Source organism: Spirosoma flavus (assembly GCF_054778555.1).
Map to the genome: position 1 here is coordinate 1,239,498 of NZ_BAAGZL010000001.1, position 20,325 is coordinate 1,259,822.

The window sequence follows — 20,325 nt, forward strand, 5'->3', positions numbered from 1 at the left end:
AAGTTAGCAAGGTCGACCCGGAAAGGCAAACCCGCCGACTGAGGTTTACTTAAATCGAACGGAAAATATCATTGGCTAAAAGGATAAATCTGCGCAGGATAAAAAGAAATTAAAAGTGCTGATTAAAAGGAACATCCAGTTCTAATTTTTGGTATTATTGCTGGAAATTAAAGAAGTATTCATTGTAGAGTAGCTGGTACGTAGCATATTTTACATTGTTCTTAACTCAACGAAACCTTAATGAACAGTAACTATACGTCTCGACGTTTTCGTGTATTTGGCTATAGCTGCCTCTTCCTGCTGGCTATTTCTATCTCCCCTAAAGATTCGTTGGCGCTTCCGGCCCCTGCTCCTGAATGGCGGGTTGTCGATAAGACTATTACGGGTAACGTAACGGATATCAAAAATCAACCGCTGCCGGGCGTAAGTGTCGTTTTGAAAGGCACGTCGAAAGGTACGACCACCGACGCCGATGGCCGTTTCCAGCTTAGCGTCCCCGACGAAGGGGCGGTTCTTCAGTTTTCGTATATTGGATACGTTACCAGAGAGGTTCCCGTCGGCAATCAGGCAATCGTGAACGTTACGTTGGCCGATGATGAAAAATCGCTGAACGAAGTGGTAGTCGTGGGCTACGGAACTCAGAAGAAAAGCGATTTGACGGGAGCTGTATCGACTGTTACGGCGAAAGACATTGGCCGTCTTCCGGTTGGTGGTATCGATCAGGCGTTGCAGGGAAAAGCGGCTGGCGTTCGCGTTACGCAATCGACAGGAGCACCCGGCGAGGGGATATCGATACGTGTCCGGGGTGTGGGGACCATTAATGACAATAGCCCTTTATTTATCATTGACGGCGTACCAACCAAAGACCCCTCCAGCTTACTGAACCCCGCTGATATTGAGAGCATGACGGTGCTGAAAGACGCTTCGTCGGCGGCTATTTACGGAGCAAGGGCCGCCAATGGGGTTATTGTGGTTACGACCAAACGTGGGCAGACGGGTGCGCCACGCATTGCGTTTAATAGCTACGTCGGTATTCAGCAGCACGGACGACTGATTCCGATGGCAAATACGGCTGAGTACGTTCAGATTTATAACGAAGCCGCCAATACCGACAATGCGCTCCTAAGTGACGCTACATTGTTCCGAAAACTCATCACCGACGATCCCAGCAAATTAGCGAATACGAATTGGCAGGAAGCTATTTTCCGAACAGCGCCGATTCAAAATTACCAGTTGTCGGTAAGTGGAGGAACTGAAAAATCCCACTACCTGATTTCGGGTAATTACTTTGATCAACAGGGAATTATCCTGAATTCGGGTTACAAACGTTACGCGCTACGTACCAGTTTAGATACGGACATAAAAGGAAAGATAAAAATTGGTACGAACCTGAACTTGACCTTTGCGAAACGTAGCATTGTCGGTAGTTCGGGGGATGGGTATGGTGGCAACGGCGGCAGCATTGTCCGGTACGCGCTGTTCCGCACACCGGCCATTCCTATTTATGACCCCGTTACCGGCGATTATACCGACCTGCCTGCTCGCCCTGATTTGTACGGCGATGGTTACAATCCCGTTGGGCTGGCAAACAAACAGGATAACAAAGAGAACCAGTACCGCGCGTTCGGAAATTTATTTGCAGAATGGCAGATTACCAAAGACCTGCGTTTCCGTACGGATGGTGGCCTGGACATTAGCTTCATCAACCGGAAAACGTACAACGAAAACTGGGGCACCAATGGACGTATCAACAGCCCCGCGACCCTCAGCGACCGGATCAGTACGCTCAGCAATCTGAACTGGAACAATACGTTAAACTACTCGCATACATTCGGCGAAAAACACGACGTAACGGCCTTGCTGGGCATGGAAGCCATTCAGAATATTGGCCGCGATTTGGTTGGCTCCGACCGGAATTTCATCGACCAGGACCCGAGTTTACGTTATCTGGGACGCGGGATCGATCCGTTGGGCCGCTCGTCGTCGGAGGGCGATCAGCGCTGGAAGTTACTCTCGCAATTTGCCCGAGTCAATTATGCCTATCAGAATCGGTATCTTATAACGGGTAATATTCGGCGGGATGGCTCGTCGCGGTTTTCGCCCCAGAATCGGTACGCTACGTTCTTCTCTGGCTCTGTGGGCTGGAACATCGATCAGGAAGCCTTTTTCCAAAAGTTTACCAACGTAGTATCGGCGTTGAAACTACGGGCTAGTATTGGGCAGCTTGGCAATCAGGATATTGGAAACTACCCGTACGCATCCATCGTAGGTAGTGGATTTAATTACCCGCTTGGCAGTCCGCAGCAGACCAACAACGGCTACGCCATTGTGAGCCGGGGCAATTCGAACGTAAAATGGGAGTCGTCGACGCAGACGGACATTGGTATCGATGCCGCTTTTTTGCGGAACAGGCTGCAACTCAACGTTGACTATTTTATCAAAACGACTTCCGACATGCTGGTGCCCATTCCCGTACCGCGTTCGGGTGGGACAACCGCTGTTCCTTACGTCAATGCCGGACGTGTGCAAAACAAAGGCGTTGAAGTAGACCTGACTTATCGTGATCGCGTTGGGCAGGTGACGTTCGACGTAACGGCCAATGGTTCGTTCATCCAGAATAAAGTGCTGTCGCTCAGCGAAGGACGACCTATTCCCGGCGGGCGTATCGACAACGGCGTATTCGCTACGTTGACTGAGCCGGGCTACCCGATTGGGTCGTTTTATCTGCTCACGCAAGCCGGTATTTTTCAGAATGAAGGCGAAATTTTTACCAGCGCCAATCAAGGTAACGGCATCCGCCCCGGCGACGTAAAATTTGCTGATATTAACGGTGATTCACGTATTGATCAGAACGACAGAAGTCACGTCGGTAGCCCGATTCCGACCCTACTTTATGGACTTACAGCCAATGTTCAATGGAAAGGCTTTGACCTGTCGGCTTTCTTTCAGGGCGTATCTGGCAACAAAATTTATTACCAGGTTGCCACTGATATTGAAGGATTTTATCGCTCGTTCAACGTAACGCAGCGGGTCGTTCAGGACCGTTGGACGGGTGAAGGGACCAGCAATACGCAGCCACGTGTATCATGGCGCGGGTCGGCCAATAACAAGCAACCGTCGACGCGTTTCCTGGAAGATGGGGCTTATACGCGCCTGAAAAACCTGCAAATCGGCTACACGTTGCCATCTAAAATGAGCCAGAAAATCGGCTCGTCCAGTGTTCGAATTTATTTAGCCGGGCAAAACCTGCTGACGTTCACAAAATATCCGGGCCTCGACCCAGAACAACAAACCAGTGATAACGTCAACAACGAACAGTTTCGGGGCGACGTAGCGGTGGGCATCGATTGGGGAACGTACCCCAGTGCGCGGACATATACGATTGGCGTAAATGTTGGTTTTTGAGTAATACGTTATGAAAGGATATACTAAAATTGGATTAGCAGTAGCTCTGCTGGCGGTATCCACGGTCGGCTGCAAAAATTACCTCGACGAACAACTGCTGGGTACGTACTCAGATGGTACGTTCTTCCAGAATCAGGCGCAGGCGGTTCTGGCCATCAACGCGGCTTATACACCGCTCACTTTTTCCAGTGACCGAAACCGACTTTGGGTATTCGGCGACGTAGCGTCGGACGATGCCGCGAAAGGGGGCGACCCTGGCGATCAGGCGGATATTGGTCTGGTAGACGATTTTCAGATTTTCCCCAGCAACGGTCCAGTGGAGTCACAATGGGGGGAAATGTATGAAGGGATTTATCGCTGTAACCAGATTCTGGCGCGTGTTCCGGCCATCAGTATGGATGCAACCGTAAAGAACCGGATTCTGGGCGAAGCACGATTTCTACGGGCGCTTTATTACTTCTATCTGGTCAACATTTATGGCCCCGTTCCTCTGTTGCTGGAACCTAAAAACGCCGATCAGCTCCAGATAGCGCAGTCGCCAGTAGCGACGATTTATGAACAAGGCATAGAACCCGATTTGCAGGAAGCCATTAAAAACCTGCCTGCTTCTTATACGGGTGGTGATGTGGGCCGAGCCACAAAAGGCGCTGCTACTGCCTTATTAGCGAAGGCCTATTTATATCAGAAAAAGTGGCAACAGGCCGCAACTACAGCCGCCCAAGTGCAGGCCATTGGTAACTATGCGTTGCTGCCCATTTATTCCCGAAATTTCAGCCAGGCATTCAAAAATAATTCAGAAGCCATTTTCTCCGTCCAGCATCTGACTGGACAAGTGCCGTTTACGGGCAATCGACTGAATCAGTGGTTTGCGCCCCGGCCGGGTGAGAACGGTTATTTCTTCAACGCACCGACGGCCAGTTTCGTCAATGAGTTTGAGAAAACCAGCGCGAGCGTTTTCGATCCCCGGCTCGATTACACGGTTGGGCGTGCAGGTAAACCGTGGGTCAATGGCGAACCGTTTGATCCGGCCTGGTCACCAACGGGATACCTGACCAAAAAGCATGAACAGCCCTTGTCCGAAATTCCGGCTAGTATCAAGGGCGATGGAAATCTGAATTACGTAGCCATTCGATACGCCGACGTACTGCTCTGGCAGGCCGAAGCGCTCAACGAATTGGGTCGTTCTGCTGAAGCGTTGCCGCTCTTGAATCAGGTACGAAAACGGGCGCGGGAAAGCTACATCAACGACCCGGCTCTGGCAACACCCGGCTCAGGAACCGCCGTAGCAACTGTGCCAACGGGCTTATTACCCGACGTAACAACGACGAATCAGGCAAGTCTGCGCGACGCGATTTATCACGAGCGCCGTGTTGAATTAGGGATGGAGTTTCACCGCTTCTTCGACCTGATGCGCTGGGGAAAAGACTATGCTCAGGCCGCACTACGTGATAAAACGTCCTTCAACTACGATATAAACCGCTATTTCCCGATTCCGCAAAGCGAACGCGATACTAACAAGGCGTTACGATTTTAATTTCTATTTCTCAATTCGTTAAACCAATAATTCACATGAAAAACAATTCGTTTTCACTGCGCACACTATTAAGCGTAGTAATGGCTTTGGTGCTGATGACAGTCCTGTTTGAATCCTGTAAAAAAGAGGATGGTACACCAGCTGTTCAGGTTGATAAAACAAAACTTAAAGCCCGTCTGGACAGTGCCAATGCCGGCTATGCGTTAGCTGTAGAAGGTGTGCAGGTAGGTCAGTTTGAGTCCGGTTCGAAAGCTACGTTTAAAACGGCAATCGATGCTGCTACCAGCATTCTAAACAATGCCAACGCTACGCAAACAGAGGTGAACAACGCTTATGCCAATCTGGGTGCTGCCGGTGCTACGTTCCTCAGTAAACAGGTTCAGCAGATTGCCCCGGCTAACCTCGTACTTTATCTGAAAATGGACGGTAATGCGAACGATGCATCCGGCAAGGGACTTAATGGAGCTTTAAAAGCTGGCTCAACAGGCGTATCGAGCTGGACCGGTTGGGGAGGAGGTACCCCCACGCCCAGCGCCGACCGGTACGGCAAGGCAGGAATGGCGTATTTCTTTGACAAAGGCGCAAATATTGAAGTGCCCTATAATTCAGTGTTGAATCCATCGAAGGAAATTACGATTTCGCTCTGGGCGCGTCCAACAGTTATTCGGCCCAGTAACTACCTTGTTTCGCTGAACCGTTGGAATGGATACAAACTTCAGTTACAGGAAGCCAATAAAGCCTTCCTGACCGTGAAAACAGCTGCTGGTAAATACAATGACAAAGACAACGAGTCGCCAACCTTAGACGTGAACAAATGGTATCATATTACGGTAACGTATAAATCGGGCGGCATGACGTTCTACCTGAATGGAACACCCGTAAAAGCCTGGACCGACGTAACAGGCGATCCGTATGCCGTAAAAAGTAATATCAACCTAACCATCGGCCAGGATTTACCGACGAGTTTGTATCAGGCTAATGAAAAAGATGATGCAGACGGTAATAACTTCAATGGTCCTTGGGGCGGCTACTTTACAGGAGACATCGACGAAGTGCGTATCTATAACGTAGTACTGAGCGACGCTCAGGTGAAGTCGATTTATAACGCAGAGAAACCATAAACGTTTCATTTATTTGTGATGAACAGTCCTCCAAATAGACCTTTAAAAGCTGATTTGGGGGATTGTTTATAAACTTTTGATCAATGCCTAAACGGTTTCTTATTTTTCTGGCCTTGCTTTCTGCTTGCCAACGTAGCGATACGTCGCAGTCGCGACCGCTCACGTTCTGGTGCTCAAACAATGCCGGAGAAATTGCTTTTGCGAAGGCGTTTACGGAACAGTGGCAACGTAGCAGACCTGATAAACCGCTACGTTACCAACCTATCCCAGAAGGGCAATCGAGTGAAGAGATTATTCTGGCGTCGGTGGTGGGTAAAACAACGCCCGATATTTATGCCAACATGTGGCAGGGGAGTGTCGAAATGTACGCCAAAGCGGGTGTGCTTGTGCCACTCGATACGTTGAAAGGCTTCACTGAATTTTTAAAAACCCGCTGCGATAGTGCTGTAATTCGGGAGATTACGTCATCTGATGGGCATATTTATCAGGTGCCCTGGAAAGTAAATCCGATTATGCTGCTCTGCAATACGCGGGCGGTGAACAGCCTACGTAACACTCGTCCGCCCTACACCTACGCAAGCTATCTGGAGGCTGGTCGTCAACTTACTACCGACAAAAATGGTGATGGTTACGCCGACCACTGGCTGGGCTATACCGAAGTAAAAGCCATCTGGTACGAACGGCTCTTTAATTTTTATCCGCTCTATCTAGCGGCTTCAAATGGGGCGCCATTGATTGCGAACAACCGGGCGGCTTTCAACAATAAATACGCCATCGAGGTGTTCCGTTTTTTGCAGACGCTGTACAAAGACAATTACTTCGCCCGCGAACGACTCTCCGCTACCCGCGACCCGTTTCTGGCCGAACGTATCAGTTCTCAGTTTACAGGTCCCTGGACAATTTCGTTTCTGGAAAAATTTAAGGACAAAGGCTTCGAATATGGTACGTACACTATGCCCGTTCCCGATAACCACCGTGGGCCGGTGTATACGTATGGCGATCCCAAAAACATTGTGATTTTCAATACGTGCCGCGATCCACAGGCGGCCTGGGAGTTCGTGAAAACAATGGTCGACAAGCCCGGCGACCTGAAACTGATGGAATTAACCAACCAGTTTCCCCGCCGACGTAACGTTGACGCCGACCCGTATTTTGCTACGTTCCTGAAACAAAATCCTCGGTTACGGCCCTTCGCAGAACAATCACGCTACATCAAAGGTGTCGATAATTGCGAAGTGATTGTGGAGGTATTTGACATTATTTCGCAGGAATATGAATCCTGCGTCATTTTCAACAAAAAAACGCCCGAAGCCGCCATTGCTGATGCGGCTAAAGCGGTAGATGTACTTTTAATGAGTGAAAGAGCGAAAGAATGAAAGAGTGGCTGGTGCGTTAGTAACACTGGCGCCAGCAACCCTTTCGCTCTTTCACTCTTTCATTCTTTCACTCTTTATGAAAAAGTGGACGCCTTACTTACTGGTTTCGCCTTACATCCTGCATTTTGCGGTATTCGTGGCGTTTCCGGTTGTGTTTTCGGTGGTGCTGACGTTCCATAGCTGGAATATCATTTCGCCCATGAAATACGTTGGTTTGGCGAATTATGAGCACTTGTTTAAAGATCGGCTATTCTGGCAGGCCGTCTGGAATACGGTACGTTTTCTGATCGTACACATTCCGCTACAGATTGCTGTGGCGCTGGCGTTGGCGGAGTTGTTGAATCGAACGGTACGTGGCGCTTCGTTTTTTCGGGCTGCCTTTTTTCTGCCGGTTATTGTTTCGGGCGTGGTGGTTACGATTTTGTGGCAGCAGCTACTGAGTTTCAATTCGGGAATTCTTAACCGACTGCTGACGGACTTAAGCTTTCCCCGTGTGGCCTGGCTCGATGATCCCAACGTAGCGATGTATTCAATTGCCGTTATGGCGACCTGGAAAAACGTGGGACTCTATACGATTCTGTTTCTGGTAGGTTTGCAGTCGGTACCCATTCAGTACTATGAAGCGGCTGATTTAGAGGGTGCTACGAGCTGGCAGAAATTTCGACACATTACGTTGCCGATGATCAACCCGACCATTTTTACCGTAGTCGTTCTATCAACCATCGGTGGTTTTTCGCTCTTTGTAGAACCGTACATTATGACAGGAGGAGGCCCGATGAACACAACGCTTTCGGCGGTCATGTATATCTACCGACAGGCATTTCAATATTACCACATGGGCTATTCGGCAACACTAGGTTTCTGTTTTGCCCTGATAATTTTATTTGTTGTCATTATCCAACGGCGTTACGTCGAGCAGGAAGTATAATTTAGAAAGTGATGAATCGAAGCATCCTGAAATACACTCTTTTGACTCTGGCGGCCGTGTCGTTCATTTATCCGTTTATCTGGATGGTGAGCGCGTCGCTATCGTCGGAGCGTGGTTTGGGTGAGTTGACTCTTTTACCGGTTGATTTTACGTGGGATAACTACGTAACGGTTTTTATAAAAATCCCGCTCGATCAGGCGTTTCTGAACAGCGCGTTCGTTGTCATATTGACCACTACGTTGGTACTGATTTCAGGAGCGATGGTGGGGTACGCGCTGGCGCGGCATCAGTTCGTAGGCCGGGATTTGATTTTCTATCTCATCATTTTTTCGATGACGCTTCCATTTCAGATTACGTTGATTCCCAACTACATCACGATGGTGAAACTAGGTTGGGTCGATACGTATCTGGCGTTGATTGTGCCGTTTGCGCTCAATTCGCTGTCGGTATTGCTGTTTCGACAAGCGTTTCAAAGTCTACCCGAAGCCCTGATCGAAGCAGCCCGGATGGATGGTGCCGGTGAACTACGTATCATTTTTCAGATTCTCGTTCCGAATGTATTACCTACCGTATTAACCATTACAATCCTGACATTCATGGGTTTATGGAACGAAGCCCTGTGGCCGCTGATCGTGATTCGAAATGAAGAAAACATGACGATGCCGCAACTGGTAACGCTGTTTTCGGTGGGAGGCCGGGCCGAAGCGCAGTTGGGTGTGAAGATCGCGGCTGCGGTGATGCTAGCCATTCCTATCGTGATTTTGTACCTGTTTTTTCAGAAACACTTCATCCGAAGCATGGCGTCTTCGGGGCTGAAAGATTAGTAATGCGGGCTGTAGCCCGCTTTTATGAGCTAAAAATTGCGGGTTCCCACTCGCGTTACGTTATGAATCGAATTGCTTTTGTGAAGCTGCTGACGTTGCAAATTTTACTGTTAGCTTTTTCGTGTAAAAAAGATCAACCTGCCGCCCAGACGATTACGCCTGCCAATCGCTACGTCAATCTATCGCACCTGGACAGGCTTTACCAGACGGTTAAAATAGCGTCAACGGGTGCTGAAGTCGGTACCGTAGCTATTTACAGCGAAGCACCAGATTATCATCTCGTTACCGACGCCGATGAAGGTTTTACCTGTATCGACGACGTAGCACGGGCTGCTTTACTGCTCCTGCACGAACCCGATCTGGCAACGGTTACCGACAAGCAGGCCAAGCTACGAGCAATGACAGAATTTGTTCTCCAATTGCAAGCAGAGAATGGATACTTCTACAACTTTCTCTGGCCCAATTTTGCAATCAATAAAACCTTTCAGACCAGCGTTGCACAGCCGAATTTCTGGTCGTGGCGGGCTATGTGGCTGCTGACAGAAGCTTATCCGTTTTACCAGAAAAACGACTCTGCGCTGGCCGGACGTATTCAGACGGCGGTGCAGAAAGTCACGGCAAACCTGATTCGTGACTTCGGGAGTCAGGCCAAAACGTATAATTTCATTAAGGGCGTCCAAGTGCCTAAGTGGCTTCCGTTTGGCTCAGGAACCGATCAGGCTGCAATCATATTAATTAGCCTGACCAACTTATACCAACAGACCCCTAACGCCGACGTATTGAAATTAATTGATCTAATGGGCGAAGGCATTCTGGCAATGCAGTATGGTGATGCCGGAAAATATCCGTACGGAGCTATTCTGAGCTTCGAAAATAACTGGCACGCCTACGCCAGCGATCAGTCTTACGTACTGCTACGGGCCGGAAAGGCGCTCAACAAACCCACCTGGATTGCCGCTGCGAAGCGGGAAATCGACAATTTTTATCCATACCTGATGCAGCAAGGATTTCTGGAATCGTTCGAAGTAGAGCAATCGGGCAGTGAAATTAAAGCTGTTAAAACCAGCCAATACGCACAAATTGCTTATGGTATTCGCCCAATGGTGTGGGCTGCTCTGGAAGCCTACGACCAGACAAAAGACGCAAAATACGCGGACATGGCGGGCAAACTAGCTAGCTGGTTTCTGGGCAAAAACGCGGCCAATACGCCTATGTATGACCAGGCAACCGGGCGCGGTTACGATGGCATTGGAGCTGCCGGAAAGGTAAACAAAAATTCGGGAGCCGAATCGACAATTGAGTCGCTCTGGGCATTCCAACGTATCGAGCAGTATCCGGAAGCAGTAAAGGCGCTGGAAGGGTACCGATAGAGACAAGGCATGCCTTGTCTCTACAATCCTAAATTTCCTTTCCGCAGTGTGGACATACACGCCGGGAATGGCCTTTTCGGTTGCGGATGTGTTCGTTAAAACCGGATACCAGAATACCAGTAGGTAGGGCAAACAGGCCGATACCGGCAATGGCTGAAATACCTCCCAAGAGTTTTCCTAAAGGCGTAATCGGGTGAATATCGCCGTAGCCTACGGTCGTCATCGCCGTAACACCCCACCACATTGTGGCCGGAATACTCGAAAACTGGTCGGGCTGGGCCGAATGTTCGACGTAGTACATCACACTCGATACGATAATCAGCATGAAAACGACGAGTGTTGTGCTCAGAACCAGTTCCTCTTTTTTGTCGGAAACAACGCTCTGAATCATCCGAAAGGCATGTGAATAACGCGAGATGCGGAACAGTCGGAAAATACGGAACAACCGAAGAATTCGGACGATGGCCAGATCAGTGGCGAATAGCGAGAAATAAAACGGAAAAATGGCCAGAAAATCAATGATGGCCGCCGTCGAGAAAATGTACTTCAATCGTCCCCAGAATGGATGGTGATATTTCTCATTTTCGACACATACCCAGACGCGAAGCCAGTACTCAGCAGTGAAGAAAATCACCGAAAACAGTTCAAAATCGTAAAAGAGCCGTTCAAAGCGCCGGTTGTAATCGGGTACAGTATGAAGAACAATCGCGCCGGCATTCAGCGTAATAATCGAGCTGAGGATGACATTGAAAATCAGGCTGGCACCCCGACGTTTTCCTGCCGAGGTTTCAAGGATGCTGTACAGATATTTACGGAGGGAGTGCATAAACGTAGTGCAGTAAGTACTGCAAGCTACGTAGTGTAAGTAAATAATGATATAGGATGTACAATGTGTGTTGTTAGTATTGTAGCAATCGCCTTATACGCCATATATCCTACATCCTACTTCATACATCAATATAATATCGACGTAGCACGACGAACGTAACGAACGTAGCCGTCAACGCCAGTCCACCCGCAAACAGGCCGATGGTGGGCGCCTGAATGTAGTTGAGCGCATGGCCCGCCAGATACGATCCGGCAATGTCGGAAAGGTTCACAAAGGCCATATACGTAGTGAATTGTGAACCTTCTACACCTTTCCGGCACAAGGTCATCAGCACAGGCATGGCAGCTACGCTGATACTCGGGTCCATAAAATAAAGCGATACCAGTCCTACCTGCGCTATTTCTCGACGTGGCCAAAATTCGGATAAGCTGTTGAACGTGAGTAGATACGTAGCAACCATAGCCAATACAAAAACCAGCAAGCGTTTTGGGCCAATTCGGTCGGCTACATACCCACCAGCCAGGGCTACCAACGTAGCGACAATCATCCCATATGTACCCGTCAGCAGCGATACCGACGTATCGGCCCAACCGAGTTTCTGAATCAGGTGGTAATTATAGGCCCTGAGAAACATGCTGACACTGGTGTAAGCGGCTACCGCTGAGCCAAACAGTAATAAGCTATTCCTGGAAAAAAGCCCCCGGAATAATTCCGTGAACAGCCATCGGAAATCGTTCGGGTATGTATCACTGGAAACCGTTTCGTTGACCGAAACAGGTTTTAGTACGTCAGCCTGCCTTTGCCCAAAAGTGGGCAGGAGTTTATCTTGGGGACGTTCGCGAATGAAAAACGTGAGTATGGTTAAGGTAAGTAAACAGAGCGATTGTGTCAGAGCGGCAGCCTGAAATCCGTTTGTTCGTAAAACTTGTGAGAAAACGGCCGCCCCCACGCCCGTACCGATCAAAAAACCGGCTCGCATAAACGCGTTGACGCGTCCCCGTTCCGAATCAGGTATAGTACTGATGGCCATCGCATCGACGCTGGCATCCTGTATACCCGCAAAGACGCTGTGGCCAAAGAAAAACCAGGCCAGCGTTGCTACGTTACCAATCGGGTTGTGTACTAACAAAATGCCTAAAGAAGCCAGAAACGCCAGAAACTGAGCGCCTATTACCCAGGGTTTTCGCCGACCCATCGCTGACTGTTGATACCGGTCGATAAAGGGTCCCCAAATGAACTGAAACGCCCACGGTAAGCCTACCACAGCCGCAAACGAACCAATTGTAGATGGATTTACACCTTCGGCCGTTAGATAATTTGTTAAGGCCGTGAGCGCAAACCCCGCCGGGATCCCCTGCATTACGTACAGATAAAAAAAGACGACGTAACGTAGCGGCTGGCTTTCGCTGAGAACCAGCCAGGAACGTCCAGGAAGGGTAGGAGAGGTCATAGGTTGAGCAATGTCGGCCGTGACGGAATCTCTAACGGACGTCTGAACGTATAGGACTTAAAGATTAAGAAATATGTTTTGACCACTCACGAACTATCCTGAAAAAAAACCGTTATGGTATTGCAAGACCCGGATAATCTCTCTAAAATTGTCCCCGGTTTCGCACAAAAAACCAATGGCAAAGCTCGTTTACATACCGACCTTCTTCCATACTACGCCATTTCGGTTTAGGTCCGAAAGGACTATTCGTATTTGTTTGCCTATGTGGTAGACGTTTCCGCTAATTTTCCCGTTTTATTTTTCACACAACACCAATCAGTGGGGATTACGCTGTAATCAACGGCGCCCCGGTCCGTTTCTGCGGCTTCACAACCGCCCGATACACGACAATGATTAAACCCGAAGTAGTCAACGATCAATATATTGTTCAGGTAGCCAACGAAAACCACCTGCGGCTGGCCGAAACCATCTGCCGTGAGATGGAAGAAAGTGCGAAGGCCCGGGGAACCGGTATTGCCAAGCGTTCGCCTATTTACATCATGGAGAAAATGCTTGAGGGGAAAGCAATTGTTGCTACAACCCTGGCGGGCGAGTGGGTTGGATTCTGCTACATCGAAACCTGGGAACACGGTAAGTTTGTAGCTAACTCCGGCCTGATCGTGAATCCTGATTTCCGCAAAAGTGGTATTGCTACCCGTATCAAAGCCAAAGCGTTTGAACTGTCGCGGACGATGTTTCCGACGGCTAAAATTATTGGTATCACCACGAGCCTGGCGGTGATGAAAATTAATTCGGATCTTGGTTACCAGCCTGTTACGTTGAGCGAACTGCCCGGCGACGAAGCTTTCTGGAAAGGTTGCCAAACTTGTGCCAACTTCGATATCCTGACACGTACCAACCGCAAACACTGCCTTTGTACGGGAATGCTCTATGATCCGGAAGAGCATAAAAAAGAGGAAAAAGATGAGAAGTGGAATTTTCTGAAAGAATCGAAGCTCTATGAACGCTGGATGCGCCTGAAAAAACGTATCCTGCTTCGCATAAACCCATCTGAGCGTTCGCGCGCGCACCGCCCCGAACGCGAGATGGAACCAGCTTGATAGGTTATAGTGTCAAGTACGTTAATTGATACGTGAATAAAAGAAGGCCCGCAAAAGCAATTGCTTTTGCGGGCCTTCTTTTATTCTATGAACCGTGACAGATAGCATCGAAGCGGCACGCGTTAACAATACGTCGGCTTAACCAGAATTCACGTAATGGTTTGCTTTTTAAGTCTATAAATTAAACGTTTATAGTTGTTCAGTTACTCCTTAAATCTGTACTGACAACTGCCCGTGCAGAAAACGAACCAAGCCGTTTATTTTTGACTTATACATGTAGGGCAAACCTATTTTTCATCTAATCACAATCTGTATGAAAACCATTGCGTTGCATGGATTCGGCCGTATCGGGCGGCAATTTCTTCGAGTTGGTCTTAGTAAGAACCTGTTTGTTCCAGCATCCATTTCGGATATTCGGGATGAGCCTACGCTGGCCGCTCTGTTCGAAGTAGATACCAATTATGGTCGCTGGCAGCAGCCCGTTTCTGGAAGTGAAGGCTCGCTTATCATTGGTGATCAGACAATTCAATACATCAATTCGTTAAAAGAAATTCCGGATTGGGCAGCCCTTGGGGTCGATCTGGTCGTTGATTGCACGGGCCGGGCAACGAACCGGGCCGGTGCCCAGGCGCACATCGATCGGGGAGCCAAATACGTGCTCGTCAGTGCCCCAAGTAAGACGTTGTCCGACTGTGATGCGGTACTTCTGAAAGGAATTAATCTGGACGATTTTGACCCCGAAAAGCATAAAATTATCAGCATGGCCAGCTGTACCACTAATGGTCTGGCTTCGCCCATAAAAGTGATTAAAGAGAATTTCGGTATCCAATACGGCCTTTTTTCGACCGTACACTCCTATACGAACACGCAATCGCTGACCGATCAGCCGATGAAAGACCGACGTGATTCGTGGGCTGCCGCTGAAAATATCATTCCCTCTTCGTCAGGAGCCGCGCGAGCTTTGCAGTTCATCTGGCCTGATCTGAAAATAACGGGTAAAGCATACCGGGTTCCTACGCGCACGGGTAGTATTGCTGAGTTGAACCTGATTACTGAAAAATCCTGTACAGTGGAGGAAGTTAACGATGCTTTCCGCAAGGCTGCCGCCGAAGGGCCGCTGAAAGGTGTGATGGCTGTGCTGGAAGGTGAATGGGCATCGTCTCGCATTGTGGCCGATCCTCATTCGTCCCTGATTGATCTGCCACTAACAGCCAAAGAAGGTAATTTGCTGTCGGTCGCTTCGTGGTACGATAATGAATGGGGTTTTTCAAACCGATTAGCTGAAGTGGCGGCTTACATCGCCGATCGGATTTAATCGTGTAAATTCCTGGTGATTACCTAGTTTCAGGGCTTTTGTTAGAAAGTCATCTTTTAAAGATTTCGGTCGAAATCTTTAAAAGATGACTTTCTTGATTAAACACGAAATTGTTTTATTTCCTGCTAACGTAGCGATTGTCTTTAACGTAGTACCGATACGGTAACTCAACGCCTTGTGTGATACCGATACGTGTTGTGGTCACCATATCGAAATCGTGCAGGACGGGGCCTCTTATAAACAGATTGCCCGACGTTAAGGAAATCGCATTGTCCCGGTCGCGACGGATGCCCATTGCGATGGTGAGTTTACCGGGGCCGTTGCATAAATTCCGCTGACCAGCGGCTGTTTCTGGATCAATGGTATTATTCCGATATCGCTCAAAACCCGTTTTAAAGGCTTCATTCCGACGTAGCGCCATCAAATCGATTCCTTCGGTTGGCTCAAGAGCACGTATCAGTATGGCCTCACCGACGTCTTCCGGTCCCGTTACTACGTTGATGCAGTTGTAATGGTTATAAATCTGGTAAACATACAACGTACCGGCGGGGCCAAACATAGCCGCGTTACGTGGCGTTTTTCGGCGATACGCGTGGCAGGCCGGGTCACCAGTCAGATAGCCTTCCGTCTCCACAATAATACCCGCCGTTGTACCTTCCGGCGATTGATGGACAAGTTCGCAACCCAGCAGTAGTTGAGCCAGCGTTAACGTATCATGCTCCTCGTAGAAGTTCTGGTTAAGGATTTTCATGTACAGTTAAGCGTTTTTGGGCTCTTTGTGTTTTGTGAGCGATACGTTACTGCTCACTACGTTTATCTACCGCTTTTCTATCTCACTGATTTTCTGACGTAGCTCAGCTAATTCTTGTTGTTGAGCCTTACTCTGCTTCTGCTGCTCGATCACATAAAGCGTCAATTCTTCTACTTTCTCAAGCAATTTTGTATTCAACGTAGCAAGATCAACACCTTCTTTTGCCACCTCGGCTGCGCTGGGTATGCCGGGAAGATGTTGATTAGTCTGCACAAAATGGGCGACTTCAGTTAGTGGCGTCAGTCGATACGTTGGCGAAAATACGTAGTCGGCCCATTGGTTTTGCGTGCTGGCCTGTAGCCGCACCTGATCCGCACCGACTACCGGCCGATACAAACCCACCCGTCCCTGATCGTCTACGCTGAGCAATCGGCTGGCCGTTTCCGCCGATACGTTGTTGGATAGATTTGCCAGACGCAGTCCGCTCTGACCTTGTTCGCCCGCAGTGAGTACAAGGTAATCCGTTTCGTCGCTTTGCAGCTGTACCCGCTGCGCGAACTTCAGCGAACCTTTATTGCGGATGTTAATCGTACCGCGCACATCGAGCGGAAAGGCCGGAGCCGTCACACCAACGCCTACTTTTGTGCTTTTCGTGGTGTCGCCCAGGACGATAGCGTTGCTGACGGCCACGCGAGCATTGGCCCCAATAGCCGTTGCGTTCGTGAGACTTACCGCATTGGAAAAGGCATCGGCGTTGTTGCCCAGGAACGTATTGTCTGTACCTGTTACGTTGTTTATGCCAGATCGGGTACCAGCAAACACATTTCCGCTACCCGTAGTATTTGACATACCCGCCTGATAGCCCATCGATGCGTTATACTGACCTGAGGTATTGGCATAGCCTGCCTTGAAGCCCAAAAACATGTTAGCAGTCGCCTGGGTAGCGTACCCCGCCTGAAAGCCTATAAATGTGTTTTCATGCCCATTATTATTGTTGTAACCAGCCTCCAGACCAATATACACGTTGTTGCTGCCTTCCCGATTGGAACCGCCCGCGTAACGTCCCATAAAGACGTTATTGCTACCTCCGCGAATCTGATTTCCGGCCCGGCTACCCATAATTACGTTGTTACTGCCCGTTGCAAAGTAGCCCGTCGCAAAGCCAACTACGGTATTGTCGAAACCGTTGGCTGCATACCCTGATTCTTCGCCAATGAAAATGTTACGGCTTCCCGACGTATTGGCGTACCCCGCTTTGGCCCCTGTAAACACGTTGTTCTCGCCACTTGTGTTTTCAAAACCAGCATAGTTACCCATAAATACATTCGACCAGCCGGTGGTGGCATTTCTACCCCCCGCAGCGATACCGACAATGGTATTGTACAAACCTGGCGAGCTTACTGAAGGACTTGTTGCTACGTAGTTCATATTTTGAGCCAGCGCATTCTGAGCTGACCCCAGCCCAACAGCAGCGATAAAGAGGACACGTAAACGCATGGTAGTTTTTGTTGTTAGTGAAAGAGAGATGGACGTCTGCGCAGCGATTCGCTTACGACACAACAAAACTGGGCTCGTCGGAGCCGAACCCAAACCATAGACCCGATGAAACGGAAAAAGCCGCCAATGAAGCGGCTTTATAATTCGATCATTCAGGAGCGTGGCGGAGCTTTAAATCTGGTCACCACTCTATAATCCTATAAATCAACGTATTAAATTACATTCATCGTTTGCTCTTTAATCTTTTCAAGCTCGTCTTTCATTTGTACAACGTAGCGCTGGATGGTAGCGTCGTTTGCCTTGGAACCAATCGTGTTGATTTCACGACCGATTTCCTGCGAGATGAAGTTGAGTTTTTTTCCGTTGGCTTCTTCGGTCGCCAGCACTTCCAGGAAATAACTGAGGTGATTTTTCAGGCGGACTTTTTCTTCGGAAATGTCAAATTTCTCAACGTAGTAAACCAGTTCCTGCTCAAACCGATTCTGGTCGAACGTATCGTTTTCCAGCAATTCTTTGACGGAATTACGCATCCGTTCGCGAACGGCGGGTATACGCTTAACATCCTGTTCCTCTACGTCGGCCAGCCGATCCGAAATAATCTGGATGTATTCCCGAAACTTGCCTTCCAGCACAGCGCCTTCCTGCGTTCTGAATTCGATACAACGACGAATGGCTTCCTGTACGGCGGCCTGTAGTGTTGCCCAGTCAGAAGCATCTGCAGAAGGGTCGGCTGATTCAGTGAGATAGGCATTAGGTTGTTGAAGGGCCATCTGGAATACATCGCCGTCGGGAATGCTCATCAGCATAGAATTGGCCGTTTCCTTCAGATCGTTTATATAAGCCGTCACCAGCGAACGGTTAATCACAACGCCGGGACGTACCGCCTGCGTACGAGCTAAATTCAGCGACAACTCTACCTTGCCCCTTTCCAGCTGGTGCGTAAGCAGCGCTCGTAATTCAATTTCCTTATCTGAAAACTGACGCGGAATTCGGCAATAAATATCTAAAAACTTGGAATTCAGTGTTTTAACTTCGGCGGTCACCGCCAATCCGCCAGCTTCTACGGTCGCATTGCCAAAGCCGGTCATTGATTTAAGCATCAGGTAAAATGTTGAAAAGTTGTAGGGTTGTAAAGTTATAAAGTTGTAAGGTTGGATAGTTATAGAGTCGCCGGCCTGCTGCATTTAAACTCTACAACTTTATAACCGCAACGGCGGACCGTCTTACAACTTTTCAACTCATTTAAGAGCTCCGGCTTCGAGTTCCATGAATTCCTTTCGGTACCGTGCTACGTCGATGGCGGTATAGATGGCTTGTAACATCGACGTTTCGTCAGCAATTCCCTTGCCCGCAATGTCATAGGCCGTGCCATGGTCGGGTGAGGTGCGCACGGCAGGCATTCCGGCTGTAAAGTTGACGCCTTCGTCGAAAGCGATTGATTTAAAGGGAATTAAGCCCTGGTCGTGGTACATGGCCAATACGGCGTCGAACTTTGTATAAGCGCGCGTACCGAAGAAACCGTCGGCAGGGTAGGGGCCGAATACCAGTTGACCTTTATTACGCCAGTCGTTCAGCAACGGCTTAATAATATCCTGTTCTTCGTTGCCAATCAGACCCTCTTCGCCAGCGTGTGGATTCAGACCAAGAACCGCAATCTTAGGTTTTTCGATGCCGAAATCCTGACGTAGCGACTGCATCATAAGCGTGAGTTTCTGCGCAATTTTGTCGCGCGTTACGTTCTGACGGACACGTCCCAGCGGAATATGGCCCGTCACTACGCCCACACGCAGCTTTTCGCTCACCATAAACATCAGATTATCAGCAACGCCAAACTCCTGCGCCAGGTATTCGGTATGCCCCGGAAATTTGAATTCCTCCGACTGAATGTTATACTTGTTGATGGGCGCCGTAACCAAAGCATCGAGCTTACCATCTTTCAGATCATCGACGGCGCGTTGCAGACACGAAAAAGCCGCCTGACCAGCTTCGGGTGTTACGTGCCCCGGCTGGATATCCTGATTCTGGTCGGGCCAACACGTAATCACGTTCGTCAGTTTGTGGCTGATCTGGCCAACCGTCTGCGCACCGTTGAGATTCCAATCTTTCAGGTTTAATAGATTGCGATAGCGGTTCAGAATGCGCATCGAGCCGTAAATAACCGGCGTACAGATTTTTTGCAGCCGGTTATACTGAAGCGCTTTCAGAATAACTTCGGGGCCAATACCATTGTAATCGCCGAGCGAAATTCCGATAACGAGCCGATCTTCCCGACCAACGTGCTCGATGGAAGACGGATGCTGGTTAGCGAAATCCCGCGACTCTGGTGGCCCGCTTATCGAGTCGCGGGCGGGCTGACGATTGTTATTCTGGTTTCGGTCGTGCTGCCCACCTTCGCGCTGGCCGCCATCGCGCTGACGGTTTTCGGGCTGCCGTTGATTTTGGTTTGGATCGCGCTGCTGCTGAGGCTTTTGCCCATTACGTTGATTGCGGTCGCCATTACCCTCATTAGGCTGATTATTAGCCCGTGGCTCATTTCGGTCGCCACGGTTATTAGTCCGGCCCTGTTGATGTCGATTGTCGCGCTGTTGCTGTGGCTGGCGGTTTTCCGTTGCTCCATTTGCTGCAGGCGGCTGGGGGGTATTCATTTGTTTATCTTCCGATTGAGCAGCCGGTTTGGCTCCCTCCGGAGACGCGTTATGTGTTTGGTTCGATTCGTCGGGTTGGCGTGGTTCCATGCACTTTTCGTAGTTTCGCCAGATTAAAATGTATAATGATCAGTGACAAACAACTGTCATTTTTCATTATTCATTATAGATTATTCATTT

Annotated in this window: 15 protein-coding genes; 9 read left to right on the top strand and 6 right to left on the bottom strand. The window is 49.1% G+C overall.

The annotated features are described in order from the left end of the window. Positions 1 to 240: 240 nt before the first annotated feature. The 7 genes from ACYVF1_RS04840 (at position 241) to ACYVF1_RS04870 (ending at position 10,558) form a co-directional block, all read left to right on the top strand. Positions 241 to 3,405: a SusC/RagA family TonB-linked outer membrane protein gene (locus ACYVF1_RS04840; RefSeq protein WP_461076169.1), complete on the top strand. Its 3,165-nt coding sequence runs from the start codon at positions 241 to 243 to the stop codon at positions 3,403 to 3,405. Positions 3,406 to 3,415: 10 nt separating this feature from the next. Continuing rightward, positions 3,416 to 4,939, top strand: a complete 1,524-nt coding sequence (locus tag ACYVF1_RS04845; RefSeq protein WP_461076171.1) for a RagB/SusD family nutrient uptake outer membrane protein — start codon at positions 3,416 to 3,418, stop codon at positions 4,937 to 4,939. A gap of 35 nt (positions 4,940 to 4,974) precedes the next feature. Next, positions 4,975 to 6,060 carry a LamG-like jellyroll fold domain-containing protein gene (locus ACYVF1_RS04850; protein ID WP_461076173.1) on the top strand — a complete coding sequence of 362 codons (1,086 nt, stop codon included), beginning with the start codon at positions 4,975 to 4,977 and terminating at the stop codon, positions 6,058 to 6,060. Between the two features lie 83 nt (positions 6,061 to 6,143). After that, positions 6,144 to 7,436: an extracellular solute-binding protein gene (locus tag ACYVF1_RS04855; protein WP_461076175.1), complete on the top strand. Its 1,293-nt coding sequence runs from the start codon at positions 6,144 to 6,146 to the stop codon at positions 7,434 to 7,436. Positions 7,437 to 7,512: 76 nt separating this feature from the next. Then, positions 7,513 to 8,364, top strand: a complete 852-nt coding sequence (locus ACYVF1_RS04860) for a carbohydrate ABC transporter permease (RefSeq protein ID WP_461076177.1) — start codon at positions 7,513 to 7,515, stop codon at positions 8,362 to 8,364. A gap of 11 nt (positions 8,365 to 8,375) precedes the next feature. Beyond that, on the top strand, positions 8,376 to 9,188 hold the full coding sequence (locus tag ACYVF1_RS04865) for a carbohydrate ABC transporter permease (protein WP_461076179.1): 813 nt from the start codon (positions 8,376 to 8,378) through the stop codon (positions 9,186 to 9,188). A gap of 62 nt (positions 9,189 to 9,250) precedes the next feature. Next, on the top strand, positions 9,251 to 10,558 hold the full coding sequence (locus tag ACYVF1_RS04870; RefSeq protein WP_461076181.1) for a hypothetical protein: 1,308 nt from the start codon (positions 9,251 to 9,253) through the stop codon (positions 10,556 to 10,558). A gap of 28 nt (positions 10,559 to 10,586) precedes the next feature. Here the strand turns inward: ACYVF1_RS04870 and ACYVF1_RS04875 are convergent, their stop codons facing one another. Both ACYVF1_RS04875 and ACYVF1_RS04880 read right to left on the bottom strand, forming a co-directional pair. Then, entirely contained in the window at positions 10,587 to 11,384 is a 798-nt protein-coding gene (locus ACYVF1_RS04875) for an ion transporter (protein WP_461076183.1), read from the bottom strand. Positions 11,385 to 11,505: 121 nt separating this feature from the next. Continuing rightward, complete coding sequence (locus ACYVF1_RS04880; protein WP_461076185.1) at positions 11,506 to 12,837, bottom strand: MFS transporter; 1,332 nt, start codon at positions 12,835 to 12,837, stop codon at positions 11,506 to 11,508. 389 nt (positions 12,838 to 13,226) lie between these two features. Between ACYVF1_RS04880 and ACYVF1_RS04885 the strand changes: the two genes are divergently transcribed. Then, entirely contained in the window at positions 13,227 to 13,937 is a 711-nt protein-coding gene (locus ACYVF1_RS04885; RefSeq protein WP_461076187.1) for a GNAT family N-acetyltransferase, read from the top strand. A 313-nt stretch (positions 13,938 to 14,250) separates the two neighbouring features. Then, entirely contained in the window at positions 14,251 to 15,252 is a 1,002-nt protein-coding gene (locus ACYVF1_RS04890; protein ID WP_461076189.1) for a type I glyceraldehyde-3-phosphate dehydrogenase, read from the top strand. A gap of 115 nt (positions 15,253 to 15,367) precedes the next feature. Here ACYVF1_RS04890 and ACYVF1_RS04895 read toward each other — a convergent pair whose 3' ends face one another. The 4 genes from ACYVF1_RS04895 to pdxA all read right to left on the bottom strand — a co-directional run bounded on the left by ACYVF1_RS04895 (position 15,368) and on the right by pdxA (position 20,235). Beyond that, positions 15,368 to 16,003, bottom strand: coding sequence for a DNA-3-methyladenine glycosylase (locus ACYVF1_RS04895; protein ID WP_461076191.1), 636 nt, complete (start codon positions 16,001 to 16,003; stop codon positions 15,368 to 15,370). Positions 16,004 to 16,069: 66 nt separating this feature from the next. Then, positions 16,070 to 17,500: a hypothetical protein gene (locus ACYVF1_RS04900; RefSeq protein WP_461076193.1), complete on the bottom strand. Its 1,431-nt coding sequence runs from the start codon at positions 17,498 to 17,500 to the stop codon at positions 16,070 to 16,072. A 212-nt stretch (positions 17,501 to 17,712) separates the two neighbouring features. After that, positions 17,713 to 18,600 (bottom strand): YicC/YloC family endoribonuclease, encoded by an 888-nt coding sequence (locus ACYVF1_RS04905; protein WP_461076195.1) that lies wholly within the window; start codon positions 18,598 to 18,600, stop codon positions 17,713 to 17,715. Positions 18,601 to 18,738: 138 nt separating this feature from the next. After that, positions 18,739 to 20,235 (bottom strand): 4-hydroxythreonine-4-phosphate dehydrogenase PdxA, encoded by a 1,497-nt coding sequence (gene pdxA, locus ACYVF1_RS04910; protein ID WP_461076197.1) that lies wholly within the window; start codon positions 20,233 to 20,235, stop codon positions 18,739 to 18,741. Positions 20,236 to 20,325 lie beyond the last annotated feature (90 nt).

Coding starts and splice junctions, on each gene's coding strand:
- ACYVF1_RS04905 (WP_461076195.1), bottom strand. CDS start 18,600: ATGCTTAAATCAATGACCGGCTTTGGCAATGCGACCGTAGAAGCTGGC.
- ACYVF1_RS04880 (WP_461076185.1), bottom strand. CDS start 12,837: ATGACCTCTCCTACCCTTCCTGGACGTTCCTGGCTGGTTCTCAGCGAA.
- ACYVF1_RS04870 (WP_461076181.1), top strand. CDS start 9,251: ATGAATCGAATTGCTTTTGTGAAGCTGCTGACGTTGCAAATTTTACTG.
- ACYVF1_RS04900 (WP_461076193.1), bottom strand. CDS start 17,500: ATGCGTTTACGTGTCCTCTTTATCGCTGCTGTTGGGCTGGGGTCAGCT.
- ACYVF1_RS04845 (WP_461076171.1), top strand. CDS start 3,416: ATGAAAGGATATACTAAAATTGGATTAGCAGTAGCTCTGCTGGCGGTA.
- ACYVF1_RS04840 (WP_461076169.1), top strand. CDS start 241: ATGAACAGTAACTATACGTCTCGACGTTTTCGTGTATTTGGCTATAGC.
- ACYVF1_RS04855 (WP_461076175.1), top strand. CDS start 6,144: ATGCCTAAACGGTTTCTTATTTTTCTGGCCTTGCTTTCTGCTTGCCAA.
- ACYVF1_RS04850 (WP_461076173.1), top strand. CDS start 4,975: ATGAAAAACAATTCGTTTTCACTGCGCACACTATTAAGCGTAGTAATG.
- ACYVF1_RS04875 (WP_461076183.1), bottom strand. CDS start 11,384: ATGCACTCCCTCCGTAAATATCTGTACAGCATCCTTGAAACCTCGGCA.
- ACYVF1_RS04895 (WP_461076191.1), bottom strand. CDS start 16,003: ATGAAAATCCTTAACCAGAACTTCTACGAGGAGCATGATACGTTAACG.
- pdxA (WP_461076197.1), bottom strand. CDS start 20,235: ATGGAACCACGCCAACCCGACGAATCGAACCAAACACATAACGCGTCT.
- ACYVF1_RS04885 (WP_461076187.1), top strand. CDS start 13,227: ATGATTAAACCCGAAGTAGTCAACGATCAATATATTGTTCAGGTAGCC.
- ACYVF1_RS04865 (WP_461076179.1), top strand. CDS start 8,376: ATGAATCGAAGCATCCTGAAATACACTCTTTTGACTCTGGCGGCCGTG.
- ACYVF1_RS04890 (WP_461076189.1), top strand. CDS start 14,251: ATGAAAACCATTGCGTTGCATGGATTCGGCCGTATCGGGCGGCAATTT.
- ACYVF1_RS04860 (WP_461076177.1), top strand. CDS start 7,513: ATGAAAAAGTGGACGCCTTACTTACTGGTTTCGCCTTACATCCTGCAT.